The following is a 15,565-nucleotide window of genomic DNA, read 5'->3' on the forward strand; positions in this document are numbered from 1 at the left end:
TGTGTACCATTATAAAAGTGAAGATTATGCCAAATTATATTAGTCAGCATTCAGAACAACATCAGCAGTTGGTGAAGTGGAGACGCGATCTCCACGCTCATCCGGAAACCGCCTACGAGGAATTCCGTACCGCTGATAAAGTGGCCGAGATCCTGTCCTCGCTGGGCCTGGAAGTCGACCGAGGCCTGGGCGGAACCGGTGTGGTCGCCACCCTGCGCGGTAATCAGGGCGATGGTCCGACCATCGGTCTGCGTGCCGATATGGATGCACTCGATCTCGACGAACTCAACACCTTCGATCACTGCTCCAGACATCAGGGTAAAATGCATGCCTGTGGCCACGACGGTCACACCACCATGCTGCTCGGCGCTGCGGTCACGCTGGCCCAGGATCCTGAATTTAAAGGCACGGTGAACTTTATTTTCCAGCCAGCAGAAGAGAACGAGGCCGGCGCCAAAGCGATGATCGCTGACGGTCTGTTTGAACGTTTTCCTATGTCGCAGGTCTATGGTCTGCATAACTGGCCGGCTTTGCCTGCCGGTGAAGCTGCCGTGCATTACGGCGCAGTGATGGCCGCATTCGATACCTTTGATATTACAGTGACCGGTATCGGTGGTCATGGTGCCATGCCGCACCAGACGGTTGACCCTGTGTATGCATCAAGCCTGATCGTCAGTGCCCTGCAAGGCATTATTAGCCGTAACCTGGATCCGCAAAAATCCGGCGTGATCAGTGTGACTCAGATTCACGGCGGCCACGCCTATAACGTCATTCCGGAACAGGTGACGCTGAAAGGCACCACCCGTTCATTCTGTCCTGAGGTTCGTGACCTGATCGAAACGCGGATGCACGAAGTGGTCAGAACGATTGCCCAGGCACAAGGCTGCCGGGCGGACATCACCTACACGCGCCGCTACCCGGCCACCATTAACACGGTGGATGAGGCGAAGCATTGCCAGGCCGTGCTGGAAGCGATGCCAGAAGTTCAGCAGGTACATATCAACCCACCCGCCAGCATGGGCGGTGAAGATTTTGCCTTTATGCTGGAAAAATTGCCGGGTGCTTATATCTGGCTGGGTAACGGCAGTGCTGACCATTCACATAATCTGCACAGTCCGAATTATGACTTTAATGATGAAGTTCTGCCAATTGGTGCCAATTTCTGGGTTAGACTGGTACAACACCTACTGGCAGATTAAACGGCATTACAATAGTCATGGACGAACGAGCCCTCAAATATTTTGAAGTGGTCGCGAAAACGAAAAGCATACGTGCAGCCTCTGAAGTGCTGCACGTTTCGCCTTCAGCGATCAGCCGAAAAGTGGCACAACTGGAAGCCCAGCTCAATGTCCGTCTCATGGACCGGATTGGGCGCGGCGTTGACATCACCGAATCCGGAGTCCGCTTAGCTCGTTATATTCAAGATATCAACCAGAAGAAAAACGACCTGATTTCTGATTTGTCGGAAATCGAAAATCTGCAAAGCGGCACGCTGCGCATTTCTGTAGGCGGTGGCTTTATACCGGATCTTATCGATCACGCCATTGCGCAGTTTTCCAGGCGCCATCCAGGTGTAAAACTGGTATTGCAAGTCGGTGGCGGAGACGATGTGATCGACTGTATCAAACATGAAGAAACCGATATTGGTGTGCTGCTCAATTCACCGCCAGATACCAAACTCGATGTCCTCTACTCCTGCCCTTTTCAGGCGTTGAGCCTGTTGGTTCCTACAGAGAGCCGCTGGGCACAGCTTGATACCATTACTCCCGCCGAACTGGCTGAAGTGCCGCTGGCGCTGCTCAATGAATCATTCAGTATCCGGCGTGCAGTTGATCTGTATGAAGTGCGTCAGGAAATCCGCTTGAAAGAGCTGATGGTGTGCAATTCGTTTGACGCACTCAAGAACTATGTGTCAGCCGGTTTGGGCGGGACCTTACTGCCTAAAGTCTGCGTCAGTAAAGAGCTTAAAAATCAATCCTTTGTCGCGGTAAATATCGAAGGCATGCATACACTCGATACCACGGTCGATTTGGTGATCCGCAAAGGCCGGCCGCTCAGTGCATCAATTCAGGCGATGCAGGAGTGCATAGTGACCGGTATGAAAGCATTTAACGCCACCACATGACGGTGCTATGTTGCCTACTGATGTTGCCTACTGATGTTGCCTACTGATGTTACCTACTGACGATACCAGGCTCACCGCTAAAACAGACGATCCGAAAACAGCAAAGCCGGCACTGACGCCGGCTTTGTCATAAACAGCGAAGACTTCCCTTACGCCGGCTCCGTTTCCGGCTCCTGCTGCGCACTGACCTGCAGATACAGCCACAACCCTGACATACAACCCAGCGTGGCAAACAACAACCACAACCAGCCGGACGGGAAAGTCGGCAGATCCAGCAGCCATCCGGCCCCCCAGTTACCGACAAAAGCAAAAAAACCGCCGATACAGGAGTAAAGGCCGTAATAACTGGCCAGGCGGGTCGAAGAAGCAAAGCGCGGAATATAAGCGCCAATCAGTGGCAGAACCATCATCGAGCCGCTGCTGAGCAGCACAGCACAAACAATAAAAGGCAGCGCCGGCCAGGCAGGAAAATGAAGATTCAGCGCCAAAAATGCACTGCCCATCAGCGCCATACCAAAGCCCATACCTTTGGCGGTACCGAGTTTTTTCTCCACCCAGTGACTGACCGGCAGTTGCATCAGCACGCCCATCAAAGATGACACCATAAATACCCAGGTAATCACCGACGGATCGCCGGTCTGGGTTCGTACCTGATGCGGGATAGACAGGTAGAGTTGATGAAACAGGATCTGATACACACACGCCGCCATGACAAAACGCATGAAAGGCCGGTTTTGCAGCATCTGCCACCAGTCCGCCAACACGCCCTGACGCTGTTGTTCAACACTATGATGCGTATCTTTTGGCAGGTAATACCATTGCAGTAGCAGCAGAATAAAGAACACCGCCGCCGCAGAAAGTCCGACCCACATGAAGCTAACAGCAAACAGGCTGAGACCAATTAAAGGCCCGAGTAACATACCAGCTTCGCTGGCCAGATTCTGCAGCGCAAACACCCGGTTGCGCTCTTTCTGTTGCGGATACTCCGAGGACAAATAGGCCTGGCTGCTTGGCGTAAACAGCGCACCGGCAAAGCCGGTACAAAATGCACCGAGCACTATCGCCACAAACGTGTCGCTGACCCCGAGTAAAAAGAAGCCGACAATCCGCACCGCACAGCCGATCAGAATCATCGGCTTGTAACCAAAACGGTCGCCCAGAGTCCCGCCAATCAGGAACAATCCCTGCTGACTCAATACCCGCAGGCCGATGATTAAACCGATATACCAGCCACTAAAACCAAGATTTTGCAGATGCTCAGCCAGATACGGCAGTAACATATAAAAGCCGAGATTAAAGCTGAAGCTGTTAAAGACCAGCACTCGCCCTGCTGCAGAGAGCAGACGCCAGTCATTCATCACGTGGTTAAGCTTCATTACGCTACCTTTTTCGACCGCAGAGTCCGTACAAACGGAATCCCGTTTTCATCACTGATCACCGTGGCTTCAACGTTATAAATATCCTGTACCAGTTCGGACGTCAGGATGGACTTAGGATGCCCGCAGGCCACCAGCTCACCCTCTTTAAGAACCAATAAATTATCGGCATACTGAGCGGCAAGATTAAGATCATGCAACACCATCAAAGTGATGTACTGCTGCTCACGCGTCTGATTCACCAGGTGTTCGAGCAGAACATGCTGATGGTGTAAATCCAGCGCACTGACCGGTTCATCCAGCATCAGAATCTGTGGCTCGCGCATCAATGCCTGTGCAAACAGAATCATCTGACACTGACCACCACTTAACGTGCGTACATCCCGGTTGGCGAGGTGGGCAAGCCCCATACTTTGTAAGATCTCTAACGCCGCGCGCAACATATGATCTTCAACACGTAAACTCAAGGCATCCAAACGACCGAGTAACACGACTTCGATTACCGTCAGATTCACATCGAGATGAATATCCTGCGGCATATAACCGAAACGTTGCCGCCAATGTAGCAGTCGTTTTATATCGAGCGAATCCTGACCATGATGAATCGAGCCGCTATCCAGTTTGAGTTCACCAAACAGAGTTTTGAGCAAAGTGCTTTTTCCCGTTCCGTTCGGACCGAGAATCGCAGTCACCTGACCGGGCTTGAGCTGGAAACTGATATCCCGCGCCAGAGTGAGCGCACCGATCTGAATATTTAGTTTCTGTGCGGTCAGACATTTAACCGGCTCAGTCACGCAGTGTTGCTTCAACATGATTAACCTCGCTTAGCCACAATCAACCAGAAAAAGAACGGCACGCCGATGATGGCCGTAACAATACCTATCGGAAACAGAGCACCGGGAACAATTGACTTGGACAAGACCGAAGCAGTCGATAACAGGCAGGCGCCGATAATAAATGACAGGGGCAGAAAGAATCGCTGATCTTCGCCTACCAGCATCTTGGCAATGTTCGGCGCAACGATGCCAATAAATCCGATGATACCGACAAAACTGGTCACGGTGGCCGTCATTACCGCCACGATAAACAATATCTTCAAACGTAAACGGGTGACATCAACACCAACACTTTTCGCCCGCTCTTCACCCAGACGTAACGCAGTGAGTTTCCAGGAATCCTGCATCAGCAGTAAGAAGCCGCCCAGAACCACGACAGCGGTGATCCCCAGATTGCCCCAGGTAGCTTTAGACAAACTACCAAACAACCAAAACAAAATCTGCTGACTCAGTTCAGGAGAAGAAACAAACTGCACCAGCGAAAGCAATGACTGAAACAAAAACAACAGGGCAATACCAGCCAAAATTAATTGCCCGGAACTGATATGACGCATCGACGCCAACATAAATAAGAAGCATGCCGACAGCATACAACATAAAAATGCACCGATGGGCACAGCAAGGTTGCTGTCTAAGCCTAACGAACCAATGTACAACATGATCGCAGCACCAAACCCCGCAGCAGCAGCCATACCCAGTGTATAAGGGCTGGCCATCGGGTTATTCAGCAAAGTCTGCATTTCAGCGCCGCCAACGCCCAAAGACCCGCCGACGATGATCGCCATCAGAGCAATCGGTAAACGCAGATTAGTCACGATTACCTGAGTAGAAGCATCAACTTGGAACGGGAGCCCAATAAATTCCAGTAAAGCATTCATAACATGCGAGGCGTTCAACATAGATGGCCCCGTCATAATATCGAGCACAAATGAAGCCAGTAAAACACTACCAAACAACATCAAAACCAACCAGCGCCGCCGCTCACTGCTACGTTGGTGGTCAATCGCTTGTAATAAAATTTCAGATTGCATCGTGGCTTACCTGTACATCAAAACTTATGGTTATCGGTCTGCGATACCTCGGGCATGAGCCCCTGCAACATAGTCCCGGACAAAATCACATCGTCCTTCTGTAAAAAGCGCAACACTCCTTACTCTGAGCGCCGACTCTCACCTCACGATTTGCTTAGCGGTCACGCAGCCGTTTTTAAATTCACACAGGGCGCTATACTATAACAACACACATCAATATCAATATAAATCGTTATGGTAATCACTATCATTTGTTAGCTCTGCGTCCCATCCTGCCCCACTCTAATCAACTGTTTTTTTAAGTTAAAAGCCATAGGCCACCATTCAAACCGCTGTAACACAGCTCAGCACGGCGACAACCACCCCGTACAGGTTCAAATTTAGTAATTTTATTACATAAAAACCGCTAATAAGGGCGATGAAACTGATATTTATTGAATTAAAATTACAGTTTTGATTTGATCTAACGCACACAAAAGAGTAAAGTGTGACCCATACCTCATTTACTTATGTCGATAAAAGGTGACGCTATGTTAGATAAAAAACAATCACTGTCTGTTCGTGAGCTGTTCGGCATGCTGGCAATGTTTTCTGCAACTTCTCTGGTTGTGATGATGCTAAGCCTGACCTGGGTTAACATCTAATCCGGTCAACCCCTCGCGAAAGCAAGAAAAAAGGCACTGTTTACAGTGCCTTTTGTGTTTTTGACGCTTTTTTGTTATGTAAGCATTCTCTCTTCCCATTTATTTACTCTGATTGTGAGCCTGAGTAACATACTGTTTTCTGATTCAAAACCGGGTGACAACCATGACTATGGAAAAGTTTGACGCCATATATCAGCGCGCTGCTGAACGTAAAGGTGGCAGTGATAAACTCGAAGCGTTAGTGAGTAAACCTCTTAGTAAGGACGAGCTGGCGGCGATAGCGGAAGATCGCTGGTTATCGGCATTCAGCATGAAAGTATTTCAGAGTGGTATTTCCTGGGCCGTGGTACGCAAAAAGTGGCCGGCGTTTGAAGAGTTGTTCTTTCAGTTTCGCATCGAACCTTTGCTGATGCTTTCGGACGAGATTTTGGAGCAAAAAGCGCAAGACCCAAGCATTATCAGGCATCTGGTGAAAGTAATGTCGATTCGCAACAATGCACAAATGATTTACGAAGCGCGCCTCACTCATGGTTCATTCAGCCAGATGGTGGCTGACTGGCCTGCCGAACGCATCACTGAACTGTGGGATTATCTGAAAAAGCACGGCGATCGCCTGGGCGGGAATACCGGCCCTTACACCCTTCGTCAAATGGGTGTGGACACCTTTATCCTGACGGGTGATGTTGAGGCTTACCTGCGTAATACCGGTGTCATCGAAGGTGGTAAAAATACCAAACGATCCCTGCAGGCAGCCACTGAAGCCTTTTGTCAATGGCGAGAGCAATCCGGCCGCAGCATGACCGAGATCAGTCAGATCATTGCCTACAGTACCGGTGACAACCACTTACAATGAGCCGAGAGCAATTCACCACACTTGAGCCCCTCTGAACATCAGTAACGAGCTGGATTTGATCCGGCTTGTTACTTCCTGTGCAGCTATCTCAGCTATCCTCTATCGGCTCCTCTACCGGTTATAACGACTTCGTTACAACAGGTTTACGCTTTATTCAGAAGATAATCCTTGCCCTTCACTGGATCATGATTTCTTAAGTTTCTCTTAAGTGTCCGTAGGCATAGTCATCTGCAGACATCATCGATAATCTCAAGGAGAAGCTATGTCTGTCATTACCCCACTGCGTACCGGACTTCTGATTGCTACCCTGGCTGCCTCATCTGCTGCATTGGCCGATCCAACCTGCACCACCGAACCTGAATCCAGTTGGATGCCTTTTGCACAGGCGAAACAGCAGGTATTGGACATGGGTTACAGCATTAAGAAATTTAAAACGACGAAGACCAGTTGTTATGAGTTGTATGGCTATGATGCAGAAAAACATCGCGTTGAGATCTATTTTAACCCGGTTGACATGAGCAAAGTAAAAGAGGAGAAAGATGACTAAGCCTTATGTATGGGACAGTATTGTGCGTCTGACCCACTGGGTCGTGGCTGCGCTATTCCTGTCCAACTACTTTGTGACCGAACCTGGCAGCGAAATACACGAATGGGCAGGCTATTTTGTCTTGGCCGCCCTCTCGGTACGCCTGACCTGGGGGATCATCACCGATTCTCCGGCTCGTCTTTCCGCGTTTCGACCATCCGTGCGTCAGGCAATTTCACACCTTAAAGAAGTACTGGCCACAAAGCAGGACAGCCATATTGGCCACAACCCGGCCGGTGCCGTCATGATTTGGGTAATGTGGTTAGCTTTAATCAGCACCGGAATCACTGGCTGGGCAACTCAGTTAGATATCTTCTGGGGTGAAGATGGCATGAAAGAGATTCACGAATTTTTTGCCAACCTGACCATGCTGGCGGTCGCAACGCATATCTGTGCGGTGATATTTATGACTCATTGGGCAAAACGTTCTTACGTGAAAAGCATGCTCCCGCAACGTAGCAGTGACAAGTAATCTGCTGTTTGAGTCAACGATAAGAGAAAGCTTCCCCCGGCGTTCTCTTTTTATTTTCAGTTTCCCGTCTGATAAATTTCTCAAAATGCGATCTTCACCATATTTGTGCAATTATTGATTGCAACTTGGCAGATATCTTCAATCTACTGATCTAAGCCCCGATAAATCCAGAATATTTCACTAACCTGTATCGGGTGTAAGCATTATTTTACTCTCTCATCTGCCCCGACTTTGTGCGATTTTTAACATTTTAGTTACACTTACCCTATCTGGTAATCGCAACATTGCTTGCTGGAACAAGGCGAAATAGGCCGTTGTGGCGTCGATCCAGACAGATTTGCAGCACATTATGTTTTACGATTTGAGAACTGCTTGCTTGAGCGACAATCAGTTTTATACATGAAGCCCCACAAGTATCGAGTATTGTTCCTAAATCGACCAATAATCGCGAGCGCTTCCCGTCCGATTGTTGGTGAGTTTTATATGACATGTGATTGCCGGCAGCGCTTGACACTGCAGTGGCGAAAAGGAGCTTGAGATGAACGTTCAGGCACTCCCTATGGAGCGATTTATCGACCATCATGGCAACCTGCTCAGAGCACTACCGGCTTGGGCAGACATCGCAACACTGACCAGTTTCTATCGTGATATGTTGCTGACCCGAACCTACGATCACAAAGCTGTGGCCCTGCAACGCACCGGTAAGCTTGGTACTTATCCCTCCCATCTGGGAGCAGAAGCCGTTGGCATCGCTGTGGGTCGCGCTTTGCAGCGCGATGACGTCTTTATCCCCTACTATCGTGATATGCCCGCCATGTGGGCACGAGGTATCGCGATGGAAAAAAATCTCCAGTACTGGGGCGGTGACGAACGAGGCAGTGATTTTTCCCCTGATCCTGAGCAGCACTGTCGTGACCTGCCATTCTGCGTTCCGATTGCCACGCAATGTACGCACGCAGTCGGTGTCGCCGCTGCCCTGAAAATTCAGGGACAACATCAGGCTGCCCTGGTGATGTGTGGCGATGGCGGCACCTCAAAAGGTGATTTTCTTGAAGCTATCAACTGCGCCGGGGCCTGGCACATTCCTTTGGTGTTTGTGGTGAACAACAACCAATGGGCAATTTCTGTTCCCCGCCATTTGCAATGCGCTGCCGAATTCTTATCGGAAAAAGCCAAGGGCGCCGGTATTCCGGGCATTACGGTTGATGGTAATGATATTGTCGCGGTTTACGACGCCGTGCGAACCAGCCTGGATCGAGCGCGCAAAGGCAAAGGTGCAACCTTAGTTGAAGCCGTCAGCTATCGCCTCAGCGATCACACCACCGCCGATGATGCCAGTCGTTACCGCAGCGAAGACGAGCTGCAACAAGCCTGGCAATTTGAACCGGTTTCCCGGCTAAAAACCTATTTGATGAACCAGAACTCCTGGAGTGAACAGGAAGAAGAAAACTGGCTGGAGCACTGTAAAGAGGTGGTTGAGCACGCCGTGCAACGTTATCTGGATTTACCTCCTCAGGCGCCGGAATCCGCTTTTGATTTTCTTTATGAGTCGTTATCTCCTGATCTGCACGCTCAGCGTGACGAACTGATCAATAAGGCGATGCGCATGCAAGGAGGTCATCATGAGTGAAATGACACTAGTGGAAGCGGTCAATCTGGCTCTGCATCATGAAATGGAACACGACCCCAGCGTCATCGTGATGGGCGAGGATGTGGGTGATAACGGCGGGGTATTTCGCGCTACGGTCGGACTCAAAGAGAAGTATGGTTTCAAGCGCGTCATTGATACACCGCTGGCTGAAGCGCTGATCGGCGGTGTCGCTGTCGGTATGGCGACTCAGGGACTGCGCCCGGTAGCCGAATTTCAGTTCCAGGGCTTTGTTTTTCCGGCCATGGAACATCTGATGTGCCATGCTGCGCGGATGCGTAACCGAACCCGTGGCCGTCTCACCTGCCCAGCGGTATTCCGGGCGCCATTCGGCGGCGGTATCCATGCACCTGAACATCACTCGGAAAGCGTAGAAGCTCTGTTTGCCCATATTCCCGGTTTTAAAGTGGTCATTCCTTCTTCACCACAGCGGGCCTATGGCCTGTTACTGGCGGCGATACGTAGCAATGATCCGGTGATGTTTTTTGAGCCCAAACGAATCTACCGCACAGTGAAATCGAATGTCACAGATAACGGTGAAGCGCTGCCCTTAGATACCTGCTTTACCCTGCGCAAAGGCCGGGATCTGACTCTGGTCACCTGGGGCGCATGCGTCGTGGAATCGCTGCAGGCTGCGAAGACACTCTCGTCACAAGGAGTTGAAGTGGAAGTTATCGACCTGGCCAGTATCAAACCGATTGATATGGCGACCATACAACGCTCATTGCAAAAGACCGGTCGTCTGCTGGTCGTCCACGAAGCAAGCCGCAGTTGCGCGGTCGGGGCGGAAATCCTCGCCCGTGTCGCCGAAAACGCCATGTGCTTGCTCAAAGCACCACCTAAACGGGTGACAGGTATGGATACCATAATGCCTTATTACAAGAATGAAGCTTATTTCATGATTCAGGAACAGGACATTGTCCTGGCAGCACGGGAATTAGTGGAGGGTTGGAAATGAAGTCATTTATGTTACCAGACCTTGGTGAAGGATTGGCCGAATCAGAAATTGTTGAATGGCACGTAAACGTCGGTGACTGGGTTGAAGTCGATCAGGTCGTGCTGACGGTCGAAACGGCCAAAGCTGTGGTGGAAGTCCCGGCACCTTATGCAGGTAAAATTGTCAGTCGCCACGGTGAAGAAGGTGATGTCATCAATATTGGTAGCCTGCTGCTTGAAATTGAAGATCAGGCCACCAGCCAGCAAAACGGTGACGTGAGTAAAAAACGCCAGGATGCAGCAACCGTCGTTGGTAACGTCTCTAATCAATCCCACAGCGTTGATGTCGACGACTTCTGGATCGGCAGCAGTGAACATGTTCAGCCGGTACAAAAACCATTAAGTGCGATGCCAGCAGCCCGTCTCCTCGCCAAACGCCTCGGAGTTGATTTGCTGCGTGTCTCGGGGAGCGGTCCGGACGGACTGATTTTGGAAACGGATGTGTATCAGGCCGCAGATAAGCAAATTCCGGGAACCGAAGTCCTCAAAGGTGCACGCCGTACTATGGTTAATACCATGACGGAATCACATTTACAGGTCGCTGCCGTTACCATTACGGAAGAGGCCCTGCTGATGGACTGGAAGCCCGGTGAGGACATTTCTATTCGCCTGATTCAGGCCATCTGCTTTGCCTGTCAGCAGGAGCCCGCGCTCAATGCCTGGTTTGATGCCGATACCATGACTCGTTGTGTGCATAACGTGGTCAATATCGGTATTGCCGTTGACAGCTCGCACGGCTTGTATGTGCCGGTGCTGCGTAAAGCCAACGAGTTCGAACCCTCTGAGCTGCGCCAGTGGCTGGATAATACCGTTCAGGGGATTCGTGAACGTAAAATTGGTCGCGAGCAACTGCAACACGCCACCATCACACTCTCTAACTTTGGCGCCATTGCCGGCATTTTTGCCACACCAGTTGTTACTCCGCCTCAGGTCACCATCGTCGGGGCCGGACGCATAGTGGAAAGAGTAATGATAAAAAATGAGCAGTTGATGAACGTGAAAACCATGCCACTCTCTATCACGTTTGACCACAGAGCCTGTACCGGCGGGGAAGCCGCACGCTTTGCGCGCGCTTTAGTCGACGATCTGCAGCGACCAAGCATGTAATATCGTGTCATGCCGGAACGACTCATCAATACCAACAGCGGCCAGTCTATGGCCGCTGTTTTTCATCCACTAAAGTGCTGGCAATGAGACAGTGTTTTTCGATACAGGAGCAAACTGTGTGAATCAGACCGGATTTGCCACATTGCCTTCGACGATTACAGCGCGTCAATCAACTTGGGCATAATCTCGAACAAATCCCCCACCAGCCCATAGTCCGCCAGTTGAAAAATAGGCGCGTCCGGATCGCTGTTGATAGCAACAATCACTTTAGAATCTTTCATGCCCGCCACATGCTGAATGGCGCCAGAAATACCGACGGCGATATAGAGCTCAGGAGCAACAATTTTCCCTGTCTGCCCTACCTGCAAGTCGTTCGAAACAAAGCCGGCATCTACCGCCGCACGCGAGGCGCCGATAGCCCCGCCCAGTTTATCTGCCAACTGTTCCACCAGCTGAAACTGCTGCTTACTGCCCAGACCACGACCACCAGATACGACAACACGGGCAGCGCCCAGTTGCGGACGTTCACTTTGCGCCTGCTGCCGCTCAATAAATTGCGACTGGGTGGACTTGATGACCTGCTCCAGCGCAGACACTTGAGCGTTGCCGCCTTGAGTCGACACAGAAGCAAACGCAGAGCTGCGAATCGTCATCACTTTAATCGCATCGAGCGATTTGACCCGGCACAGTGCATTGCCGGCATAAATCGGACGCACCACGGTATCGGCGGACTCTATCTCAACCACATCCGAGAGTTGCCCGACATCCAGCAGCGCCGCAACCCGTGGCAGCAGGTTTTTCCCAAATGTGGTCGCCGGAGCAAGAATATGACGGTAATCTTTACCCACATCGGCAATCAATTCAGCCATATTTTCCGCCAGATGGTGCTCATACACCGCGTCGTCTGCCAGCCAGACCGTGTCGATACCCTGACAAGTGCGCAGCGCCTCGGCAACCGCTTCACAGCCATAACCAATCACCATAACATCAATGTCACTATGCAGACTTTGTGCGGCTTGCAGGGTTCGTAAGGTATCAACCGCCGGATATTGACTGTTATGTTCAGCAATCACTAACACTTTATCCGTCATCGTTCGCTCCCGTTTCTGTCACGCTCGTGCACTCGCAAGAGATATCACGATTAATCAATCACTTTGGCTTCATTTCTTAGCTTGTCGACTAATTCATCGACCCCGGAAACAATTATTCCTGCTCTGCGCTGTGGCGGCGACATCACGTCCAGTACTTGCTGATGTTGAATCAGAGTGACACCCAGAGATTTGGCGCTGAGAACCTCCATAGGTTTACGCTTGGCTTTCATGATATTCGGTAAGGAGGCATAACGCGGTTCATTAAGGCGCAAATCGGTACTGATGATGGCTGGCAGGTTCAGCTTTAACGTTTCCAGTCCGCCATCAATTTCACGGGTGACCATCACGTCCTGGCCCTGTACCTGTACGGCTGAAGCAAAAGTGCCCTGCGGTCTGCCACTCAGCGCCGCGAGCATCTGCGCCACCTGATTATTGTCGGTATCGATTGATTGTTTACCCAACAGAACCAGGCCCGGCTGCTCTTTTTCCATTACGGCATGCAGCAATTTGGCCACCGACAAGGGCTCCGGGACCTGTTCGGTTTCGATATGAATCGCGCGGTCGGCACCCAAAGCCAACGCGGTTCGTAATTGCTCCTGGCACGCTAAAGCGCCGATTGAAACCACCACCACTTCATCGGCGCTGCCAGCTTCACGCAACCGAATCGCCTCTTCGACGGCGATCTCGCAAAATGGATTGATTGCCATTTTTACGTTGTTCGTTTCAACGCCTGAGCCGTCGCTTTTCACTCTTACCTTTACGTAAGCGTCAACGACACGTTTAATCGCAACTAAGACTTTCACATCGCCTCCTTATGCACTCGATTTTGCATCGGGGTTTTATTTTCACTGAGGAAAGCTGGCTAATACACTGTTTAATCGTACGTTAAGTTGATTATGCCCGCTTTTTTGATGATGCTAATTTGAGCTTAGTTTAGTTTACGTTTACGTCAACTGAACTATAGTTACTCCATACATGAGCAGAGGCGCCACGCAGCCATGAAACGAGGACGGGGACATGGAACGAGAATCGATGGAGTTTGATGTGGTCATTGTCGGTGCAGGTCCCGCCGGGCTGAGCTGTGCCTGCCGCCTGGCGCAACTGAGCCAGGAGCAGCAAGTTGAAAACCGCCCCGGACTCAGCATCTGTGTGGTGGAAAAAGGCTCGGAAGTCGGCGCCCATATACTGTCTGGCGCTCTGTTTGAAACTACAGCGTTGGATGAACTGTTTCCTGACTGGGCCAGCCGCCAGGCACCACTCACCACTCCGGTCAGTCATGATGAATTTACTTACCTGGTCACAGAACATAATCATATCCGCCTGCCACGCTTTGTCGTTCCTAAAACCATGCACAACAGTCAGAAAAATTACGTGATTAGTTTGGGGGAATTGTGTCGCTGGCTTGCGGTTCAGGCGGAAGAGCTCGGCGTAGAGATCTTTCCCGGCTTTGCCGCTGCAACAATAAACTATGCTGATAACGGTGCAGTCACAGGCGTCACCACATCCGATATGGGCCTGGATAAAAATGGCGATCAAAAACGCAGTTTTGAGCCCGGCATTGAACTCAAAGCCAAATACACCGTTTTCGCTGAAGGTGCACGCGGCCACCTTGGCAAAGCCCTGATAGAACATTTTGACCTCGACCGCGGCCGTCAGCCGCAGCATTATGCGCTGGGCTTGAAAGAGATCTGGCAATTGCCAGACGATCATCCCCACAACACGCCCGGTTTCGTGCTGCATGGCCTGGGCTGGCCGCTCAATGAAACCCATACCACCGGCGGCAGCTTTTTATATCACCTTGGCGACAATCAGGTCGCAGTTGGCCTGATCACCGACCTCAACTATCACAACCCGTATCTGAATCCGTTCGAAGAGTTTCAACGCCTCAAACATCACCCCGCAATCAGTCAGTATCTGACCGGTGGGCAGCGCATCGGCTACGGTGCGCGGGCCATCGCAAAAGGCGGGCTCAATTCTCTGCCCAAACAGCAGTTTCCCGGCGGGCTGCTGATAGGTTGTGATGCGGGCACACTCAATTTCGCCAAAATAAAGGGCTGCCATACCGCGATGAAATCCGGCATGCTGGCCGCTGAAGCCGTTTTTGCGGCCTGCCTGCAATCCGGCCAATCGCCGACTGAACCGGATTATCAAACCCGGTTCGAATCTTCCTGGCTTTACACCGAACTGGAACAATCGCAAAATTTTTGCGCCACTATCCACCGCTACGGCAACCTTGCAGGGGGCGTGATCAACAGCCTGGAGCAGAATGTCTGGGTGCCGCTGTTCAAACGCGCAGCCCCATGGCAGATGGAGGACCCGTTTGCTGATCACGAACGGCTTATTTGCATCAGTCACAGCCATCCGATCGATTACCCAAAACCCGATGGTGTACTCAGCTTTGATAAAGCATCCTCTGTCTATTTAACCGCAACACGCCATGAAGAAGATCAGCCTTGCCACCTTAAACTGCGCGACCCGACCATTCCGATTCAGGTGCACCTGGCAAAATATGCCGAACCGGCGCAACGCTACTGCCCGGCCGGAGTGTATGAGGTCATTCAGGTCAATGGAGAGCCTCAGTTTCAGATTAATGCCGCGAACTGTATCCACTGCAAAACCTGCGACATCAAAGATCCGTCACAGAACATCGACTGGTGCCCGCCGGAAGGCGGAGGCGGCCCTAATTACCGCAGCATGTAAGACAATTATCGCAGCATGTAACATCATTACCGTGGCATGTAACTCAGGTCAAAACACGCTAAGATCAAAAAAGAGAGCCGCAGCTCTCTTGTTACTTTGT

14 protein-coding genes are annotated in these 15,565 nt (G+C 51.0%); 9 read left to right on the forward strand and 5 right to left on the reverse strand.

Translation table 11 applies throughout. From position 1 onward, the window contains the following. Nucleotides 1-26: 26 nt before the first annotated feature. Nucleotides 27-1,199: a M20 aminoacylase family protein gene (locus E6C74_RS15210; RefSeq protein ID WP_240798198.1), complete on the forward strand. Its 1,173-nt coding sequence runs from the start codon at nt 27-29 to the stop codon at nt 1,197-1,199. A gap of 17 nt (nt 1,200-1,216) precedes the next feature. After that, the gene (locus E6C74_RS15215; RefSeq protein WP_136486758.1) at nt 1,217-2,125 is read left to right on the forward strand and encodes a LysR family transcriptional regulator; all 909 of its coding nucleotides are present in this window, start codon (nt 1,217-1,219) and stop codon (nt 2,123-2,125) included. Nucleotides 2,126-2,274: 149 nt separating this feature from the next. Here the strand turns inward: E6C74_RS15215 and E6C74_RS15220 are convergent, their stop codons facing one another. From E6C74_RS15220 to E6C74_RS15230, 3 genes are read right to left on the reverse strand one after another with little or no spacing between them, the layout of a single operon-like run. After that, a complete protein-coding gene (locus E6C74_RS15220) occupies nt 2,275-3,501 on the reverse strand; it encodes an MFS transporter (RefSeq protein WP_136486761.1) in 1,227 nt (408 codons plus the stop codon). After that, on the reverse strand, nt 3,501-4,313 hold the full coding sequence (locus E6C74_RS15225) for an ABC transporter ATP-binding protein (RefSeq protein ID WP_136486763.1): 813 nt from the start codon (nt 4,311-4,313) through the stop codon (nt 3,501-3,503). Before E6C74_RS15225 ends, E6C74_RS15220 begins: the two co-directional genes overlap by 1 nt. 2 nt (nt 4,314-4,315) lie before the next feature. Beyond that, nucleotides 4,316-5,368, reverse strand: coding sequence for an iron ABC transporter permease (locus E6C74_RS15230; RefSeq protein WP_136486765.1), 1,053 nt, complete (start codon nt 5,366-5,368; stop codon nt 4,316-4,318). Nucleotides 5,369-6,175: 807 nt separating this feature from the next. On the opposite strand from E6C74_RS15230, the gene E6C74_RS15235 reads away from it, so the two are divergent. The 6 genes from E6C74_RS15235 to E6C74_RS15260 all read left to right on the forward strand — a co-directional run bounded on the left by E6C74_RS15235 (nt 6,176) and on the right by E6C74_RS15260 (nt 11,674). Beyond that, nucleotides 6,176-6,865, forward strand: a complete 690-nt coding sequence (locus E6C74_RS15235; protein ID WP_136486767.1) for a DNA-3-methyladenine glycosylase I — start codon at nt 6,176-6,178, stop codon at nt 6,863-6,865. A gap of 262 nt (nt 6,866-7,127) precedes the next feature. Next, on the forward strand, nt 7,128-7,412 hold the full coding sequence (locus E6C74_RS15240; protein WP_136486769.1) for a PepSY domain-containing protein: 285 nt from the start codon (nt 7,128-7,130) through the stop codon (nt 7,410-7,412). Continuing rightward, nucleotides 7,405-7,923: a cytochrome b/b6 domain-containing protein gene (locus E6C74_RS15245; protein ID WP_136486771.1), complete on the forward strand. Its 519-nt coding sequence runs from the start codon at nt 7,405-7,407 to the stop codon at nt 7,921-7,923. Before E6C74_RS15240 ends, E6C74_RS15245 begins: the two co-directional genes overlap by 8 nt. 538 nt (nt 7,924-8,461) lie before the next feature. Then, a complete protein-coding gene (gene pdhA / locus E6C74_RS15250) occupies nt 8,462-9,553 on the forward strand; it encodes a pyruvate dehydrogenase (acetyl-transferring) E1 component subunit alpha (protein ID WP_136486773.1) in 1,092 nt (363 codons plus the stop codon). Further along, nucleotides 9,546-10,529, forward strand: a complete 984-nt coding sequence (locus E6C74_RS15255) for an alpha-ketoacid dehydrogenase subunit beta (protein WP_136486775.1) — start codon at nt 9,546-9,548, stop codon at nt 10,527-10,529. Before pdhA ends, E6C74_RS15255 begins: the two co-directional genes overlap by 8 nt. Beyond that, the gene (locus E6C74_RS15260) at nt 10,526-11,674 is read left to right on the forward strand and encodes a dihydrolipoamide acetyltransferase family protein (protein ID WP_136486777.1); all 1,149 of its coding nucleotides are present in this window, start codon (nt 10,526-10,528) and stop codon (nt 11,672-11,674) included. The genes E6C74_RS15255 and E6C74_RS15260 overlap by 4 nt, the downstream gene beginning before the upstream one ends. A gap of 155 nt (nt 11,675-11,829) precedes the next feature. On the opposite strand, the gene E6C74_RS15265 is transcribed toward E6C74_RS15260, so the two are convergent. Together E6C74_RS15265 and E6C74_RS15270 are read right to left on the reverse strand one after the other, a co-directional pair. Further along, complete coding sequence (locus tag E6C74_RS15265) at nt 11,830-12,765, reverse strand: FAD-binding protein (RefSeq protein WP_136486779.1); 936 nt, start codon at nt 12,763-12,765, stop codon at nt 11,830-11,832. 50 nt (nt 12,766-12,815) lie between these two features. Beyond that, complete coding sequence (locus tag E6C74_RS15270; protein WP_136486781.1) at nt 12,816-13,568, reverse strand: electron transfer flavoprotein subunit beta/FixA family protein; 753 nt, start codon at nt 13,566-13,568, stop codon at nt 12,816-12,818. A gap of 214 nt (nt 13,569-13,782) precedes the next feature. On the opposite strand from E6C74_RS15270, the gene E6C74_RS15275 reads away from it, so the two are divergent. Continuing rightward, nucleotides 13,783-15,465, forward strand: a complete 1,683-nt coding sequence (locus E6C74_RS15275; protein WP_136486783.1) for an electron transfer flavoprotein-ubiquinone oxidoreductase — start codon at nt 13,783-13,785, stop codon at nt 15,463-15,465. Nucleotides 15,466-15,565: the final 100 nt, after the last annotated feature.

The sequence above is a fragment of the Vibrio sp. H11 genome (genome assembly GCF_004804295.1).
Lineage (GTDB): Bacteria > Pseudomonadota > Gammaproteobacteria > Enterobacterales > Vibrionaceae > Vibrio > Vibrio ostreae.